This is a genomic window from Sanguibacter inulinus (genome assembly GCF_013415325.1).
Lineage (GTDB): Bacteria > Actinomycetota > Actinomycetes > Actinomycetales > Cellulomonadaceae > Sanguibacter > Sanguibacter inulinus.
Map to the genome: position 1 here is coordinate 1 of NZ_JACBYE010000103.1, position 1,309 is coordinate 1,309.

2 protein-coding genes are annotated in these 1,309 nt (G+C 62.9%); both read left to right on the plus strand.

The window, feature by feature from the left end:
* Nucleotides 1–279: 279 nt before the first annotated feature.
* Entirely contained in the window at nucleotides 280–828 is a 549-nt protein-coding gene (locus tag HZZ10_RS19060) for a hypothetical protein (RefSeq protein ID WP_218928977.1), read from the plus strand.
* Nucleotides 825–1,040 (plus strand): hypothetical protein, encoded by a 216-nt coding sequence (locus HZZ10_RS19065; RefSeq protein WP_179914722.1) that lies wholly within the window; start codon nucleotides 825–827, stop codon nucleotides 1,038–1,040. Before HZZ10_RS19060 ends, HZZ10_RS19065 begins: the two co-directional genes overlap by 4 nt.
* Nucleotides 1,041–1,309: the final 269 nt, after the last annotated feature.

Sequence of the window (1,309 nt, forward strand, 5' to 3'; positions counted from 1 at the left end):
CCCAACAAAACCTACACCTCGTCGGCAGCGTCCGATGTGTATAAGAGAAAGCTCCTGTCGTCTGGTCGGAGGCATCACCTCCGGAGGCAATCCCCTACCTGTTGCCGCGACGTGCGTCTCGGTGCCTGAGTGCCCGAGCCTCGAGCAGGGTCCAAAGCGCGAATCAGCGCTAGTCCTCCACTTTGCTCTTTTGAATGACTATTGTCCGAATCGACCCAAGGGTCTAGTCTGGCAGCACAAGGTTGCCCAAAGGCGGACAACCATAATAAAGGGGATGTCATGCGGCAATCACACAGAGGTATCGTAGCGACGGTCGTCCTAGCGCTCTCCGTCTGGGGATTGACATCTCCAGCGACTGCCTCTGAACCGCCCACAGGCCTGGTACCAGCCGACCAGTCTTCGTTCGATCTCACCATAGGCATGCCCTCAGACCTCCCAGACGAAGAGGAACTCATCAAGGACCTCGCGTCCTCCCCGTTCCCTCGTGAGGTCTCGATCATCGGAGGTACGCAGACGACGGTCTACACCCTCCCTGGAGGGCTCGAGTACACCTCGGAGGAGCCCGCGTTCTCACCCCGCATGTCCGGTGGGAGCAACAGCTACGGAGTCTTCGTGAAGTTCACCCCGACCGAGCAGGATCTCATCTACGCAGGCGCTGGCTTCGCTCTGTCCACGGCAATCTGCCTGATCCCTGCCGTCGGCCTGGCCTTGTGCACCGTCAGCGGCGCCATCATCACTGCGGCCTCCGTGTTCATCGCAGCCTCCGGAAAGTGCTCCAACCGACTCCTGGTCTACCCCTTCGTCCCGGAGCGGAACCGGTGCGCATGAACCGCTCCCGACGCCAGCGCATCGTCGGATTCGTCAGCCTGGCCGTCGAGCTGGCCATCATGATCGCGCTGATCTTCCTCGCGAACAGGACGGGCATCTCGTCGACAGAACAGGCCGCCCTCTACATCGGCGCAGGAACCTGCATCGTGGCAGCAGGAGTCACCGCCAACCTGGTGGCTCGCGCACGCCGCCGGCAGAAGGCGGAGAAGTAGCCGCACCCTCAGTGTCCCCGGACCAGGTCCATCTCGATGCGCTCACAGCGTCCCCAGCCGGACGGCTGTCGACGAGGCAGACCAACAGGACGGCGATCAGCCGAGGAGGACGTCGAGTTCCAAGCCGAGGCCGAGCGAGATCGTGACTTCGGAGCGAGATCGATGCTTCTACTGGTCGATCTCGCTCCGAAGTCACGATCTCGACTGTCCGGTGACGGGGCGGCGGAGCGGCAGGTCGGCGGCGGCGGAGCGTCAGGGCAGCCGGCGAC